The organism is Dentiradicibacter hellwigii (genome assembly GCF_041770905.1).
Classification (GTDB): Bacteria; Pseudomonadota; Gammaproteobacteria; order Burkholderiales; family Rhodocyclaceae; genus Propionivibrio; species Propionivibrio hellwigii.
The window spans coordinates 1600174-1615069 of sequence record NZ_JBEUWX010000002.1; the positions used below are offsets into that span (position 1 = coordinate 1600174).

Sequence of the window (14896 nt, forward strand, 5' to 3'; positions counted from 1 at the left end):
CGCAGGCAATACAGCGCACGTATCTGGATCGGTCTGCGTTCAAGTCCTTTGACCGGCGTATCTGGGGCGACGGAGAAACAAATACAAAGAGGGCGACAAACCCGAAAGCTTAACGAAAACGCCGATACTCACCGTGCAGCGTATCTATGGCAATCAACCGCAGGCGGACGAAACCGGCGTTTTTTCGACCGGCGCTGCCCAAGACCGCTGGTTTTCGCACCTCTCCGTGACCGTGCCTAAAGAAGCCGCCAGCAGGGAATAGTGCGAACCAGTTGGTGCTGCCGAATATATGGGGCGCCCTGCCCCAGCGCCTTTCCCCGTTGATTCGGGCGGAAGCTGTAACCAACCCATCATCCGTCGCCGTACCTTCCTGATCCTACCCGTCGCCGCAGGCGCCACTCTGCCTGTTGCCCCGTATAATCCCCTGTACCCCCAAGCACGGAGAAAAAACCATGAACCACATCGAGAACAAGGTCGTCATCATCACCGGCGCCTCATCGGGCATCGGCGAAGCCACCGCTTACAAGCTGGCCGAAGCGGGCGCCAAGCTGGTGCTGGGCGCGCGCCGTGAAGAAAAACTCAAAGCCATCGCCGACAGCATCAATGGCAAGGGCGGCGCTGCGGTCTATCGCGTGACCGACGTCGTCAACCCCTCAGACAGCAAAGCACTGGTACAACTCGCGCTGGATAGTTTTGGCAAAGTGGACGCCATCTTCCTCAATGCCGGGCTGATGCCGAACTCGCCCTTCGCTGCGCTGGAAACCGACAACTGGAACGCGATGGTGGACGTCAATATCAAAGGCGTCCTGAATGGCATCGCCGCCGTGCTGCCGACGTTCATCGCACAAAAATCCGGACATGTGCTGGCGACTTCGTCGGTGGCCGGGCTGAAAGCCTACCCGGGCGCGGGCGTGTACTGCGGCACTAAATGGGCGGTCAAGGCCATCATGGAATCGTTGCGCATGGAGTCGGCCCAGGCGGGAACAAATATCCGCACCGCGACCATCTACCCGGCAGCGGTACAGTCCGAACTGGTCGACCACATCACCGACAGCGCCACCTCCGGCAGCTACCGCAAGCTCTACGACACTTACGAAATCCCCGCCGAACGCGTTGCCAGCGTGGTCGCCTTCGCCCTGAACCAGCCGGATGACACCAATATCAGCGAGTTCACCATCGGCCCGACCACCCAGCCGTGGTAATACCCAGCCCAGGAACAACCTGAATGTAACGGGTCTCCTCACCGTATTACTGGAATCTGTCCGCAGCGCACTGCTTTTTCGGCCTGATTTTTGGAATGAAGCGATATGCGCTCATTGGGTAAAAAAGAAACCGCCCCGAAGGGCGGTTTTTTGCGACCAGGCGATTAACTGTAACGCGGCTGCCACATTGCATCCTGCACCGCCTGCACCCAATTATCCGTCTGCTTGGTGGCGACGCCGTCTTTCACCGCCTGTTTGGCGACGGCGACCGCGACAGTGGCGGACGAGGCGCGCAGATTATCCACCGGCGGCAACAGCGATGCGCCTACGTCTTGCGGGTTGACCTGTGAAGCGACGGCTTCGGCGGCAGCAAGCAGCATGCCGTCGGTAACGTGTTTGGCTCCAGAGACGATGACCCCCAGGCCAAGGCCAGGGTAAAGCATGGCGTTGTTGGCCTGACCGATGACGTAATTCACGCCTTTATACGGTACGGGCGGCACGGGAATGCCGACCGACAACAACGCCTTTCCGTCCGACCAGGCAATGGCGTCAGCGGGCATCACTTCGATGCGCTCGGTCGGGTTGGATAGCGGCAACAGGATGGGGCGCTCCACCCCGGCGCACAGCGCCTTGATGACGGCCTCGGTAAAGGCGCCGTGATCGGTGGACGTGCCGATAAGGATAGTCGGCTTCACCTGCTTCACCACTTCGAGCAGGCCGATTTTGCCGTCCGCTTTCTGCCAGCCGGCCACTTCGGCGGCGGGGCGGGCGTATGCCTGCTGATAGTCGGGTAGGTCGGACATATCGTCGGTAACAAGACCGTTGCGGTCGATCAGCCACACCCGTTTCTTCGCTTCTTCGCGCGAGAGGCCGTCGCGTTCCATCGCCGCGCTGATTTGATCCGCCATGCCGGTGCCCGCCGTGCCCGCGCCGTAAACGACCAACCGCTGTTCGGCGAAGGTTTGCTTAGTGACTTTCAGCCCGGAGAAGACGGCGGCCATAACGATGGCGCCCGTGCCCTGCATATCGTCGTTGAAAATACGGTATTTATCGCGGTTCTGTACAAGGATGCGGCGGGCATTGGACGGGCCGAAGTCTTCAAAATGCAGCAGCGCGTGCGGGAAGAGTTCCGTCGCCACTTTCAGGTATTCGGCGATCAGCGCATCGTAACGTTCGCCGCGCACGCGGGCGTGGCGATTGCCGAGGTAGGCGGGGTCATTGAGCAGCGCTTCGTTGTCGGTGCCGACATCAAGATTGACAGCGATGGTGCGCGCGGGGTGGATACCTGCCGCTGCGGTGTACACCGCCAGCTTGCCCACGGAAATATCCGTGCCGTTCACGCCCCAGTCGCCGATGCCGAGGATTTCTTCCGCGTCCGACACCACCAGCAAATCGACATCATCCGCGCCAAGGCCCAGCGTCGCAAACGAAGCGCGGATATTCTCCGGATGGTTCACATCCAGATACACGGCGCGCGAGCGGCGGTAATCGCGGCTCCACTGCTTGATCGCCTCACCGACGGTCGGGTCATAAACAATCGGCAGCATTTCCGCGAGATGATCGGTCAAGAGCTTGTAGTAGAGCACCTCGTTGCGGTTGTGCAGCTGGTCGAGAAAAATGTATTTCTCCATGTCATTCTCGTAGGACGCGAACTGGCGATAGGCGCGCGCCGCCTGCTGGTCGAGGGTTTCCACGGCGACGGGCAGTCGGCCGGTGAGGCCATATTTTGCACGTTCATCGGCCGTGAACGCGGTGCCTTTGTTGGTCAGCGGGTTTTGCATGACATCGGGGGTATTACTCATCGTTGTCTCCTATGGGGATATTGAAGGGAAAGGGTTTAAAGGGGCAGCCATGCCAGCAACCAATCCACCAGCGGCACTACCACCACAAAGAGCAGCGTGCTGGTGGTCACAACATTGGTGGCGAAGCGCACGTCGCCCCTGGCCTCGTTCGCCAGAATCGGCAGGACAGCCAACGCGGATACGGACGACTGCACAATCAAAGTCTTGGCCTCCGCCGCAGGCAGCGCCAGCCAACTTTTGCCAAGATAAATCAGGACGAACATCAACAGCGGCGCAAAGACAAATTTACCCAGCAGCGCGGCGATGGTATCGCGGTCGAAGCGGATGCTTGCCAGCCCCGCATCGCACAAGGTGATTCCGATATAGAGAAGCGAAAGCGGCGTTACCGTCGCGCCGATATAGCCGAGCGCGGCATGGGCGAACGACGGCACCGGAATATCGGCCAGCAGGAAGACCATCGCCAGCAAAAAGCCCAAGAGCGGCGCGGGCAATAGTTTTTTCCAGTCAAATTTTTTCTGCGGTGCGGCGGATTGTCCGGGCAGCGGGTCTCGGGCAATCAGAAAGACCCCGAACGCCCAGGTCGAGACCGTATTCAACACGTAATAGACCAGAAAATACGGCATGGCCACATCGCCGAACAGCGCCACATTGAGCGGCAGGCCGATAAAAATCGTATTGGCATTAACGATGGTGTTGATAAATACCCCACGCCGCCCCGGACGCACCTTCAATACCTTCACCATCAGCCAGGCCATCGGATAACCCAACAAAAGCGATACCACACCATATATCAGTCCGTCCGATAATGCGGCGAGCTGGTCGCGGTGAAGATACGTCAGCACCGACACGAAAATCGATGCCGGTAGCGCAATATTCATAATCAGCCGCGAGATGTTGGCAGCGAACGTATCGGCAAACCAGCCGCGCTGTCGCAACACGAAACCCAGCGCAATCAGCAACACGACGGACAGGACACTTTCCACAGCGGTGAGGAAGATCATGGGTGGCGCCTCGGCCATAACCGGCGGAAGAAGAAAGGAAAATCACAATACAGGCGGTAACAGGACAGCCCGCGTCGTCGCATTGTACGTCCACTATCCAAACTATGAAGATGATTTACCGCATCGAAAACTTCTTAACCACTCCGTCAAAAGGTCGGGCATTCAGCCTACAAGAGCCAAAAGAAACAGAGAAATGAACCTAAATCATAGCGACATTGCTAAACGCATCGGCAGCGCCATTGTCAAATGCCGCCAGCAAAGTAGGCCTATGCAGGAACAGGTGGCGATGCTGTACATCGGCAAAGCACGAAGCCGCTTTGCGCATGAAATACGGCCTGTTTACGCTCAACGTCGTACGCCTGCTCGAACAGGCAGTCAGGGGGGAATGCCCTATAAGCAGCGTCGAATCATAACCATTCCAGGAATTAAGCTGAGAAGACGGCGCATCGAAAACAGTACAGATAGTTCGGCAAAACGAGCCAACGCGGTACCAATCCTATTTGGAACGACTATACAATCCGCCATTCATCCATAATTCATCCTCCCCCATGTCGCAACACGCCTTCATGATGCAGCGCATCGTTAGATTATGGCTGCCGCTTGCCGTCGCCTTGCTCGGCATCGCCTGGTTCTCGCAATGGCGTTATGACCCCAACAAAGAAGCGAAAGCGGGACTGGAACGCCTCAACCGCTGGCGGATGCAGGCAGGAGTGCAGGAATTGCGCCCCAACCCTGCGCTGGCCAAAGCGGCGCAGAATCACGCCGCCTACCTCGGCAAGGACGCACACGGCCACAGCGAAAACAACCGCCGCAACCCGTACTACACCGGCGCTGACCCGCAGACGCGCGCCACCGCCGCCGGTTACCCCGCTCCGGTGGTAGAAAACCTCACTGCCGGCAACTTTGCGCGCAGCGGCATCCGCAGCACCGACGGCCTGATGACCGCCCTTTATCACCGCCTCACCCTGCTCAACCCCGACCATGACGAAGCGGGCGCCGCCTGGGTGCGCGGCCGCCATGCTGCCTTCGTCATCGTGCAGGGCAGCCGCCGCGAACGCGAGCTGTGCGCGCAGGCGGGCAATCAAGCGAGCAAGCGCTACGTCCTCACCATGGAATGCAACGGCCAGGCGGTAAAAATTCCGTTGGATACCGTGCCACACCGCTACATCGGCGCAGTCAAATACCCCGCCGGCGGCAACATCGAGCCTGCCTACGACGGCAAGGAAATCCCCAACCCCATGCCCGGCAAGAAAGCCGTCGGCAACCCGGTCAGCATCGCCTTTTACGGCACGACGGCCCCCGTGGAAATGCGCGCCTTCACCCTGCGTTCCAACAAAGGCGAAATCCGCAACCCGACCATCCTCACCGCCACCAATGACCGAAACCGCCTGATGCAGGCAAACGAATTTGCCCTGTTCGCCCCTGCCCCGCTTGATTACGACACCGAATACACCGCCGAATTTCGCTACACCCAGGGTGGCAAGGAACAAACGGAACGCTGGACCTTCCGCACCCGCAAGCGCAGAACCTTTGAGTGGTAATAGGGCGTCGAGATAGGCTGTCAATTTATAGCGCAGCGATAAATGGAGCCGGGTCGTAAGGTGGGCCTTGGCTACCATCTAAATCATATAAATGGGAAGCTAAAGCCCGCCCGACATTGCTGAGACAGCGGCGCGCCGCAGACGGTATTGGAATACGGCACGGGTTTCCCATAAAAATCGCTACACGGCTTTATGAGTACCCGCTCAGGCGCGCCAACACACTCAGACTATTTTCTGGGACGTGTACCAAACCGCAAGGAGACACTCATGAACGTCAACGACACCGTTTTCCGCCAACTGGTCACAGCCGCCACCCGGGCACCGTCCGGACACAACAGCCAGCCCTGGCGTTTCTATGCCACCACCGATGGTATCACCATCCTACCCGACCCGGCGCGGACACTGCCCGCCGTCGATGGCGACCAGCGCGAACTCCTCATCAGCCTCGGCTGCGCGCTGGAAAACCTCTGTCTGCACGCCACCACCCTGCACTACGCCGGCACAGCCACCATCGGCACCGACGGTCGCATTGACGTACATCTGCGTGCGGATGATACCCTGCCTGCCGACCCGCTCGCTGCCAGTATCACACGCCGCCAGACCAACCGCGCGACCTGCGACGGGCGAATGGTGCCGGATGACGTTCTGCAAATCCTGCTGGCGGAAGCAACCGCGAACATCCACATCCATGCCTTCGCCCGCGACACGCCGGCCTTCACCCAACTGGGCGATGCTATCCGCCGGGGTAACGACGTACAGATGAACGACCCCGCCTTCAAAAACGAACTGCTGAGATGGATACGTTACAACCGGAAACACAGCGAGGCGCACAACGACGGCATCAGCAATGCCGTGCTGGGCGCGCCCAACCTGCCACGCTGGCTGGCGAAAATCATCGTCAAAAGCATGATGAACGGCAAAATCCAGAACAAAACCGACGCCAAACATCTCGCCGCCGCCTCTCACATGCTCCTTATCAGCAGCGACAGCGATGACAACGCCGCCCGCATCGCTACCGGCCGCGTCCTGCAACGCCTGCTATTGCGCCTGAGCGCTGCGAACCTCGCCTGCGCCTTTCTCAACCAGCCCTGCGAAGTGGTAGCCATCCGTGCCGAACTGCGCGGAACGCTGCCCATCGGCCACGCCTATCCGCAGATCCTGCTGCGCATCGGCTATGCCGCTGCACAACCCTACTCGCTCCGCCGCCCTATTGACGAAGTGATTGTGTCCGAGGCTTGAACCAACCTACCACCGGGAAAAACCGCCACTTCCGTTAGATAAAAATACCTGCTTATCATAAACTACAGCCGCGTAAAATAAACGAATCTTCTCGTGCAGCCTTCACCGCCTAACCATCACCAACTCCCTATCAATCACCCACAGAAAGTACGCCGTGGCACAAATTCTCACCCCTCTGAAAAAAAGCAAAATGACCGTCGGCGAATGGCGCTTTGCTAGCCTGCTGCGCGACTACCTCGATGATGGTTACCTTGTTTGGTATAACGTCCCCAGCAATGGCGAACATCGCCGCTACCCGGATTTCCTCATTTTTCACCCCAGTCACGGCTTGTGGTGTTTGGAAATCAAGGACTGGCATATGGGCAACATCAAAACCATAAACAAAAATAGCGTAATCCTGAAAATCGGCGATGACCAACTCACCACAACCGCCAACCCCATTGAGCAGGCGCGTGACTGCTGTTTCCCCGTCATTGATCACATGAAAAAAGACAGCCTGCTGTGCCAAGCAGACGGCAAATATCAAGGCAAGCTGCGCTTCCCCTGGGGTTTCGGTGCGGTGATGTGCAACTGGCAGCGCAGTCGCATCAGCGAAGCTGCGCGGGAACTTCTGGGAGACTGCTTCCCGCCGCGCCTCACCTGGTACAAAGAAGACATCCTCGAAGGCGTCCTCAGCCGACACGAATTTCTTGCCAAACTGCACGGCATGCTGCCATACAAATTCCCGGTAAAACTCAGTGACGAACAATGCCGCCGCGTGCGTGCGCACATCTACCCTGAATACATCGCCAACGCCCAGGAAGAACTCTTCAAAGCCGACCCCGACCGCGTCGAAACCATTAAAATCATGGACAAAGCCCAGGAACGCCTTGCGCGCGAACTCGGCGACGGCCACCGTGTCATCCACGGTGTCGCTGGCTCGGGTAAGACCATCATCCTGCAACACCGTGTACGTCAACTCGCTAAAGCCCACCCCCAAAAACCCATTCTTGTTATCTGCTACAACATCCTGCTGGCCAGCCTGCTTAAAGCCCGTTTAGACGATGTGGCAAATATCGAAGTCTGCCATTTCCATGACTGGTGCGCGCAGATGAAAACGCAGTACGACATCAAAATCCCGCGCAGCAGCAACTACGCCGATAAACTGGCTGAAACCATCTGTGCTGCTGTGATTGACGGCAAAATCCCGGGAGGGCAATACCATGCCGTGCTGATTGACGAAGGGCACGACTTCGCCGAAGAGTGGCTGCGCGCGCTCGCCAAGATGCCGGAAGGCGCAGATGCCAAAGAACAACGACTACTGCTGCTCTACGACGACGCGCAAACCCTCTATGCTGATCGCCACAGCATCGACTTCTCGCTCACTTCCGTCGGCATCCAGGCACAAGGACGCACCCGCATCCTGCGTGTGAACTACCGCAACAGTGAAGAAATCTGCCACTACGCCAATGACTTTAAACACCGCTTTATGACCGATACCCCCATCAGCAGCGAAGAAACCGGCGAAGAAGACGAGGAAAACGAAAACACCGCAGAAAATGAAGCGCAGCCCATTCCCATCATTGCCGTCGAAAGTGGCGGCGGCAATAGCGGCATCGCGCCTGAATACCGGCAAACCGCCAACCGCAGCGAAGAAATCCGCACCATCACCGACGCCATCCGCGCCTGGCACGCAGCGGGCACGCCCTACGGCGACATTGCCGTCCTCTATTACAAAAAAGACCAGTGCAGAGAACTTGGTACGGCGCTACAACAGGCAGGCATCCCGCTGCAAAATCCCATTAGCAGCGACGAACGCAAACATTACCGCCCTGACCCAGACAAAATTCTGGTCTGTACCATTCACAGTAGCAAAGGCGGCGAATTCCCATGCGTCATCATCAGCGGCGTGGACACCCTGCATGACGATAGCGAAGAACAGCGCCAGAAAAACGCCCGCCTGCTCTACGTTGGCATGACCCGCGCGCAAAACCACCTGCTGCTGACCGCCGCTGGCGAGAACACCTACACCCGCTTACTAGAACAACGATAAATCATCTGCGCCAAAACCATGCACACCCGCATGGTTTCATCCCGATGCCCGAAAGAAACGCTATCGTCTCCTGCGAAATTACATGACCACTTACAACCACGGCGCCCACGCTCTGCCCGATTGTTAAGGCTGCGACACCGCCCTGCTTGGTGACACTACCGCCTGAGCGCATACCAATACGACAAAGACGGGGGCGAGCCGTTAAGCGACAGGGAACTGTCCTACATCGTAGCCAACTGCAAAGGCCGCCTGTTCTACCGCGCCTGGGGCAAAACCCGGCCTATACCGCTGAAAATCTGGCTATGCGGGGCGATAAAAAATGCGCAGAGGGGAATCGCGTGCAAGCCGGGGCTGCCCAACCGCTTCGATGCCGCCCACCGCCTGCGCGAATTGCCGCAGCTACCGCTGTAAAATTAAGCCGAAAGAAAGACGGCACGTCGAAGACAGTACAGGTAATGCGAATGAAAAATGCAGTGATCTACATACATGGTCAAGGTGGAAATGCGAAAGAAGCCGAACACTATAAAAAATTCTTTAGCGATGAATATGACATTATCGGGTTTGATTACAAATCGGAATTTCCCTGGGATGCCAAAGAGGAATTTTCCAAATTCTTTGTTTCCATCGCCCCGCGATATAACAAGATTTTTTTGATAGCAAATAGTATTGGTGCTTATTACGCCATGCTGTCACTGGCGGATAGCCCTATTGAGAAAGCGATGTTCATCTCTCCTATCGTTGACATGGAGAAATTGATTTTGAACATGCTGGCCCGCTCAAACGTAACAGAAGAAGAACTGCATAAAGAAAAAGTAATCGAAACATCCTTTGGAGAATCTTTATCCTGGGAATATCTTTCTTATGTGAGAAATCATCCGATAATTTGGCATATACCGACCCATATTCTTTACGCAGAGAAAGACACGATGACTTCATTGGAAACCATAACGGATTTTGCCAATAAAATTGGCGCGAATCTGACCGTGATGAAGAATGGCGAACATTGGTTTCATACAGAGGAGCAAATGATTTCCCTGGATAATTGGTTTAAGGAATTTATATAACCAGTTCTGATACCTGCGCTATTTCTTTCAGACAATTTTCCTCAAACAAGGAAACTTAGAATCCCCCCATCCTCTCAACGCCATTCCCCCGTTAACAGCAAAATCTTTGCGGAAATCCACGTCATCGTCGGCGAAAACGCGCTGAAAATCGCTGAGCTATCGGGAGCGTTCCGCACGCAGGCGCAAATCCGCGCTGTGCTTGCCGACTTCAAAAACGATACCCCAAACTATTTGCACGTTAACCTGCTGTTTTACAGCCGCTGCGGCAGGCATATCCGCATCAATCGCGGCGTGTTTAACAATTCGAGCGCAATGTTTACCGATTTGGGCGGCATCACGCTGGAAGAAGATGTTTTGATTGCCCCGCGCATGAGCGTCCTGACCGTGGGCCACCCCGAGAACCCCGCACAACAGCGCGGCTTAACGTTCATCATCAAAAAGAACACATGGATAGATGCAGGCGTAATCATATTGCCGAACGCTACCGTCGGCGAAAATGCAATCGTCGCGGCAGGCGCAGTGGTCAACAAAGACGTGCCGGCGAATACGCTAGTTAGTAGCGTGCCCGCCAAGGTGTTGAAAACAATTGACGACGTTTGAAAAAATTGTTGGTTTGAAAAACACTATCTTGCAAGCAAGATAATTACAAGAAGTAAATCTGGTTTTATTTGCCCCTTTCTCCATGAAAAGGAATCTCCATGCAAAAGAAAGCTGTACTTACCTTTATTGCAACCGCCCTGTGCGGGCTTTGCGCTCATTCTCAAAGCGGTCAGAATCATCAGGCAGCATCGCAAACACCTGGCAATCAGACGCAGGCAGGCAGCGCCACCATCAACCACAAACAGCAGTGCCTTGCTCTGAAAAACACCCCAATCGCCGACACCACCATCACCAAAGCCGAATGGTCGAACGGCGAAATCAGTACCGACAGAATGTCGTCCCTCACCGGCGGCTCGACCAATGTCTTGCAGGCGAAACCGCATTGCGTGGTGGAAGGCGAAATCGGCGCACGCACGGGTGCGGACGGCAAACACTACGGCACGAAATTCCAACTCAGGCTGCCTGAAAACTGGAACGGCAGCTTCCTGTTCCAAGGCGGCGGCGGAGTGGACGGCTTTGTCGCCCCTGCCGTCGGCAGCATTCCCGTGCGCAGCTCCACCGCCAGGCCCGCACTGATGCGCGGTTACGCTGTGGTTTCCATGGACGGCGGCCACCCCACGCCCACGCCCGATTTCGGCGCCGACCAGCAGGCGCGGCTGGATTTTGCCTACCAGTCCACCGGTAAAGTCACCACGGTTGCCAAGCAGTTGATTCAGAAAATGTATGCCGCCGCCCCGCAACATAGCTACTTCATGGGCTGCTCCAACGGCGGGCGTGAAGCAATGATGGCCGCCCAGCGTTATCCGCTGGAATTTGACGGCGTGATTGCCGCCAACCCGGGCTTTCGCCTGTCGCGCGCCGCCGTTGCCCAGCAGTGGGATTACCAACAGTTCATGAAAATCGCCCCCAAAGACGCGCAGGGCAACAAAATCCTGGCCAACGCGCTGACCCAAGCCGATTTAAACAAAGTGAGCGAAGCGGTGAAAAACCGCTGCGACGCGCGCGACGGCCTGAAAGACGGCGTGATTAATGCTTGGGAAAGCTGCGATTTCAAAGCCGAACACGCAGGCCTCTCCCCCGCCAAAACCGCCGCGCTCAAAGCCGTGATGGATGGCGTGCGCGACTCACGTGGCAACCCGATTTACAGCGGCTGGTATTACGACACCGGCCTGAACCAGCCCGACTGGCGCGCATGGAAACTCGGCAGCTCGCAAACCGCCAAGCCCGATGCCATCAGCACAACGCTCGGCGCAGGTGCGCTCACTTGGTATTTCATGACTCCTGCTGTGCCGAACTTTGATTTGAACAAATTTGATTTCGACCGCGACACGCCCAAAACCTACCAAACCGGCGCGATTAACGATGCCGTATCCACCGATTTGAGCAGCTTCCGCGCACGCGGCGGCAAACTGATTGTGCTTACCGGCGTGTCCGACCCCGTGTTCTCCGCCAAAGACCAAGTGGCATGGTTCCGCCAAATGAATGCCGATATGAAAAACGCCCAGGATTTCAGCCGCCTGTTTATGGTGCCCGGCATGAACCACTGCGGCAGCGGGCAAGCCTTCAACGACTTCGACCCGCTCACGCTTCTGGAAAACTGGCACGGCAAAAACCAAGCGCCCGAGCGCATGATTGCCCAAGGCAAATCTTTCCCTGGCAAACAAATGCCCGTTTGCGCCTATCCCAAAGCCGCGTTTTATACTGGCGGCGATGAGAACAAGGCGGAAAGCTTCGAATGCCGATGAAATGGGTTCTATTATTTATTGATGTTTGACGCCCTATCCGGTGAGTCAACGACCGGGGTCTATGCCGAGATCCGTAAGTCGGGCATTTATGCCCGACTTACTTATATCTAGATGGCGTATTCGATAAATCGCTCAATCCAATACTTCCACCGTACCGTTGCGGCCGTCTATCCGCACACGCTGGCCGTTTTTCAGGCGGTGGCAGGCGTTGCGGATGCCCATCACTGCGGGGATGCCAAGTTCGCGGGCGGTTACGGCACCGTGTGAGAGGGGGCCGCCACTTTCGGTAATAACACCGGCGGCGTGATAGAACAGAGGTGTCCAGGCGGGGTTGGTAGTGCGGGCGACGAGGATGGCGCCTTGCGGGAAGTCGGGGAATTGGGTGGGGTCGGTAATGACGAATACGCTGCCTTCTGCGCTGCCCGGGCTGCCGCCCAAGCCCTGCCAGGCCTCCGCTGCAGTTTGGGCAGGGGTATGGGAATGGGCGCTGCCGTATTCCCATTCGGCAGGACGAGCCCAGGCGGCCTGATAGGCGGCTTTTTCACGTTCGGCAATCGGGCGCAGGCGGCGGAAGTCGTCGTCGGCCACGGCTTGATCGATGTCGGCGGGCGGCAGGAAGAAGATGTCCCAGGCATCATCCAGCGCGCCAAGATTGACGAGGCGGCGGCCGGTTTCGTAGGCGGCGCAGCGGAAAGGAATGGTGAGGCGGGTGGTTTGGTAGTGTTCCAAATCGTCCAGCGCGGTGTAGGTGCGGACGAGGCGCAGCAGTTCGTGTAGGAAAAAGTGGAGGTTAGCGGGGGCAGCCTGAAACAGTTCATGTTCGGCGGTATACATGGCGTCTTTGGCGAGCCAGTAGCGGCGTTCGCGTTCGGTATCGTCTTGGCCGGACATCATTTGGATTTGGCTGAACACGGTGTGCGGGGCTTCGATCCAGGTAGGGCGGTAGGAATCGAAGTCGGTTTCGCGGTGACCGTGTTGGGCAAGAAACTGCTTGAAGCGGCTTTGTATTTCAGGCTGCCTATCCAGTGCATGCCACAGCGCTTCGGGGCTGTGAAAGCGTTCGGCGGCGAGTGCGGGTTGGGCGCGCAGCAGGCGGGAGAGTTGCCACATGGCTTGGTTGACATCGGCGGTTTTGGTGTCAGAAACGGCGGTGAGACGGTCAAACAGGTCTTGCGGCTGCGGGCAACCGATAATCGCCAGCACGCGCTGCAAGACGCGGTAGAGCAGAGTTTGGGTGAGGGAAATGGCGATGTTAGGCAGGAAATAGCGGGTGCCTTCGGCACTAATATCGCGTACGGTCTGCCAGCATTCGGCGATGTTTTTGCCGGTGTAATCGAGGGCGTTGAAGCGGCCGATAGCGAGCAGGTAGCCGTCGAGGTCGTTCATCCAGCGGGTGGGCAGTTCGCTGATCCAGGCAAAGCGCCACAAGCCGCCGTTTTCCACGAAACGGGCCAGGGCTTCAGCGTCGCTCAGCGGGACGGCCGGCAGGCGACCGGCGTAGATTTCCACGGCGTTCTGGTTGCCGTAGACATAGCCGTCTTTGAGGGCAAACCATTTGTCGTAAAACGGGGGCAGACCCATCAGGCGGAAGGAATAGTTGAGCGATTCGTGGAAACCAGCTTCGCAAAGCTGCCAAGTAAGGGGGGTGATAGGGTTGGGGAAGCGTTCGGCGGATTCGTCGCGCGTCCAGCGGGGGGCGAAGCGGGTAACGGGGCGGGATTGCAGCAGGTAGAGGCTACCGCCGGAAAATGCCCATTCGGTGTCCTGCGGAAAGCCGAAATGGGCTTCGGCGCGGCGTGCAAGTTCGGCGACTTGTGCGGCTTGCACGGAGGTGAGGGCGGGCTGGGTTTGGCGGTTTTCAGGCAGCCTAAAAACTTCGCTGCCGCCGTTTGCGCCGCGTATCAGGGCGGCGGATTTGGCAGCGATGTGGCGTTCTACGGTTTCTCCCGCACGGTTCACGCGATATTCGTCTACGGGTTCGCCGCCGGCCACCACAGTTTCGCCTAGTCCGAAGGCGGCGTTAATTAATACGTTATCAAGGCTGCCGCGCACGGGGTCGATGGAAAAGGCGACGCCGGCGGCTTCGTCTGCGCCCACGTCGGCCATTTGCTGGATGACGACGGCCATGGCGGCATCTTCGTGTGCCAGGCCGAGCCGTTCGCGGTAGGGCAGCACTTCAGCGTTCCACAGGCTCAGCCAGCATTGTTTGACCGCGGCTGCAAGGTTTTCTGCGCCACGCACGTTGAGCAGGGTGTCATGCAGCCCGGCAAAGGCGGCGCCAGGCAGGTCTTCGGCACTGCCGGAGGAACGCACGGCGAAATAGGTTTCAGGCTGCCTTTGCTGCCATTGGGTGAGCGCATCGGTTAATTCTTGCGGCAGCGGCTGGGTTTTCAGGTAGCTTTGCACAGCGGCGCTACGGGCAGTGTCGTCTGTTTCGCGGCGCAGTATGTCGCGCACGGCGGCACGGTGCGGGGCGAACCAGGCGCGGTAGCTTTCGGTGGAGAGTACCGCGCCGTCGGGAACAGGCAGCCCGGCCTGTGCCGCGCGCGCCAAACCGACACCTTTGCCGCCGGCCAGGGCGGTGTCGAGTGCGGCGGATGAGTGGAAGAAAAGGAGGTGGGGATGGTGTGTTTGGGTCATGGTGGGTCTTCTTTCGGTCGTGTGGAAAAA

At 57.7% G+C, this 14896-nt stretch carries 11 protein-coding genes and 1 pseudogene; 9 read left to right on the forward strand and 3 right to left on the reverse strand.

Translation table 11 applies throughout. From position 1 onward, the window contains the following. Nucleotides 1–452: 452 nt before the first annotated feature. Nucleotides 453–1202, forward strand: a complete 750-nt coding sequence (locus tag ABCS64_RS09605; RefSeq protein ID WP_418891620.1) for an SDR family oxidoreductase — start codon at nt 453–455, stop codon at nt 1200–1202. A gap of 164 nt (nt 1203–1366) precedes the next feature. On the opposite strand, the gene ABCS64_RS09610 is transcribed toward ABCS64_RS09605, so the two are convergent. Then, the gene (locus ABCS64_RS09610; RefSeq protein ID WP_418891621.1) at nt 1367–3004 is read right to left on the reverse strand and encodes an NAD-dependent malic enzyme; all 1638 of its coding nucleotides are present in this window, start codon (nt 3002–3004) and stop codon (nt 1367–1369) included. A gap of 35 nt (nt 3005–3039) precedes the next feature. Continuing rightward, nucleotides 3040–4005, reverse strand: coding sequence for an AEC family transporter (locus tag ABCS64_RS09615; protein ID WP_418891622.1), 966 nt, complete (start codon nt 4003–4005; stop codon nt 3040–3042). On the opposite strand from ABCS64_RS09615, the gene ABCS64_RS09620 reads away from it, so the two are divergent. The 8 genes and pseudogenes from ABCS64_RS09620 to ABCS64_RS09655 all read left to right on the forward strand — a co-directional run bounded on the left by ABCS64_RS09620 (nt 4004) and on the right by ABCS64_RS09655 (nt 12226). Next, nucleotides 4004–4540, forward strand: a complete 537-nt coding sequence (locus ABCS64_RS09620) for a hypothetical protein (protein WP_418891623.1) — start codon at nt 4004–4006, stop codon at nt 4538–4540. The two genes, ABCS64_RS09615 and ABCS64_RS09620, sit on opposite strands and share 2 nt — an antisense overlap. Nucleotides 4541–4553: 13 nt before the next feature. Further along, nucleotides 4554–5546 (forward strand): CAP domain-containing protein, encoded by a 993-nt coding sequence (locus tag ABCS64_RS09625; RefSeq protein WP_418891624.1) that lies wholly within the window; start codon nt 4554–4556, stop codon nt 5544–5546. A gap of 267 nt (nt 5547–5813) precedes the next feature. After that, on the forward strand, nt 5814–6785 hold the full coding sequence (locus ABCS64_RS09630) for an Acg family FMN-binding oxidoreductase (protein WP_418891625.1): 972 nt from the start codon (nt 5814–5816) through the stop codon (nt 6783–6785). A gap of 190 nt (nt 6786–6975) precedes the next feature. After that, nucleotides 6976–7185: pseudogene (locus ABCS64_RS09635) on the forward strand (nuclease-related domain-containing protein); the annotation flags it as partial. 447 nt (nt 7186–7632) lie between these two features. Then, a complete protein-coding gene (locus ABCS64_RS09640; protein ID WP_418891932.1) occupies nt 7633–8817 on the forward strand; it encodes a DEAD/DEAH box helicase in 1185 nt (394 codons plus the stop codon). 302 nt (nt 8818–9119) lie between these two features. Then, complete coding sequence (locus tag ABCS64_RS09645) at nt 9120–9881, forward strand: alpha/beta hydrolase (RefSeq protein WP_418891626.1); 762 nt, start codon at nt 9120–9122, stop codon at nt 9879–9881. A 195-nt stretch (nt 9882–10076) separates the two neighbouring features. Then, on the forward strand, nt 10077–10481 hold the full coding sequence (locus ABCS64_RS09650; RefSeq protein WP_418891627.1) for an acyltransferase: 405 nt from the start codon (nt 10077–10079) through the stop codon (nt 10479–10481). A gap of 98 nt (nt 10482–10579) precedes the next feature. Then, a complete protein-coding gene (locus tag ABCS64_RS09655) occupies nt 10580–12226 on the forward strand; it encodes a tannase/feruloyl esterase family alpha/beta hydrolase (protein WP_418891628.1) in 1647 nt (548 codons plus the stop codon). Nucleotides 12227–12358: 132 nt separating this feature from the next. On the opposite strand, the gene ABCS64_RS09660 is transcribed toward ABCS64_RS09655, so the two are convergent. Next, nucleotides 12359–14866, reverse strand: coding sequence for a PEP/pyruvate-binding domain-containing protein (locus tag ABCS64_RS09660; RefSeq protein WP_418891629.1), 2508 nt, complete (start codon nt 14864–14866; stop codon nt 12359–12361). Between the last annotated feature and the right edge of the window lie 30 nt (nt 14867–14896).

What these genes read in the sequence shown, in the direction of transcription:
- ABCS64_RS09605 (WP_418891620.1), top strand. Translation starts at nt 453, where the DNA reads ATGAACCACATCGAGAACAAGGTCGTCATCATCACCGGCGCCTCATCG.
- ABCS64_RS09610 (WP_418891621.1), bottom strand. Translation starts at nt 3,004, where the DNA reads ATGAGTAATACCCCCGATGTCATGCAAAACCCGCTGACCAACAAAGGC.
- ABCS64_RS09620 (WP_418891623.1), top strand. Translation starts at nt 4,004, where the DNA reads ATGGGTGGCGCCTCGGCCATAACCGGCGGAAGAAGAAAGGAAAATCAC.
- ABCS64_RS09615 (WP_418891622.1), bottom strand. Translation starts at nt 4,005, where the DNA reads ATGATCTTCCTCACCGCTGTGGAAAGTGTCCTGTCCGTCGTGTTGCTG.
- ABCS64_RS09625 (WP_418891624.1), top strand. Translation starts at nt 4,554, where the DNA reads ATGTCGCAACACGCCTTCATGATGCAGCGCATCGTTAGATTATGGCTG.
- ABCS64_RS09630 (WP_418891625.1), top strand. Translation starts at nt 5,814, where the DNA reads ATGAACGTCAACGACACCGTTTTCCGCCAACTGGTCACAGCCGCCACC.
- ABCS64_RS09640 (WP_418891932.1), top strand. Translation starts at nt 7,633, where the DNA reads ATGGACAAAGCCCAGGAACGCCTTGCGCGCGAACTCGGCGACGGCCAC.
- ABCS64_RS09645 (WP_418891626.1), top strand. Translation starts at nt 9,120, where the DNA reads ATGCGGGGCGATAAAAAATGCGCAGAGGGGAATCGCGTGCAAGCCGGG.
- ABCS64_RS09655 (WP_418891628.1), top strand. Translation starts at nt 10,580, where the DNA reads ATGCAAAAGAAAGCTGTACTTACCTTTATTGCAACCGCCCTGTGCGGG.
- ABCS64_RS09660 (WP_418891629.1), bottom strand. Translation starts at nt 14,866, where the DNA reads ATGACCCAAACACACCATCCCCACCTCCTTTTCTTCCACTCATCCGCC.